This is a genomic window from Planomonospora algeriensis (assembly GCF_977012225.1).
Genome location: NZ_CDRNDK010001126.1, coordinates 1 through 382, shown reverse-complemented (window position 1 = coordinate 382; position 382 = coordinate 1). Strand labels below are relative to the sequence as shown.

The 382-nt window shown below is 70.2% G+C and carries 1 pseudogene; it reads right to left on the bottom strand.

What is annotated here, in order from left to right:
* Positions 1 to 104 precede the first annotated feature (104 nt).
* Positions 105 to 382, bottom strand: a pseudogene (locus tag ACWJ6R_RS38115) (kinase); the annotation flags it as partial.

Sequence of the window (382 nt, the reverse complement as noted above, 5' to 3'; positions counted from 1 at the left end):
ATCACGCAGGCCACGAACGGCAGGTCGCATGGCCGCCTTCGCCGTCGACCGCAAGCACCCCGACTCTGACCACGCGCCTATGGTGGCGACCTTCGAGCTGAGGATCAGCGGTGCAGGCGGGTGTCGGTCAGGATCCGCCGGACGGTCTCCTGCAGCGAGCTGCCGACGCCGATGATCTCCTCGCGTCCATCGTCGAGCAGGTCCCGCGGCCGATACCACCGGCGCATCTCCGCTTCGCCGTAGGCGCCGGCGGTGGGCTTGGTGGCGTGCCGGCGCAGGGTCTCGGCGAACGGCACATCGAGGTAGTAGAAGCGGCTCACCCCGCGATGGTCGGCGCCCAGGGCCGTCAGCATCGGGCCGTAGCGGTCGGCGTACAGGATGC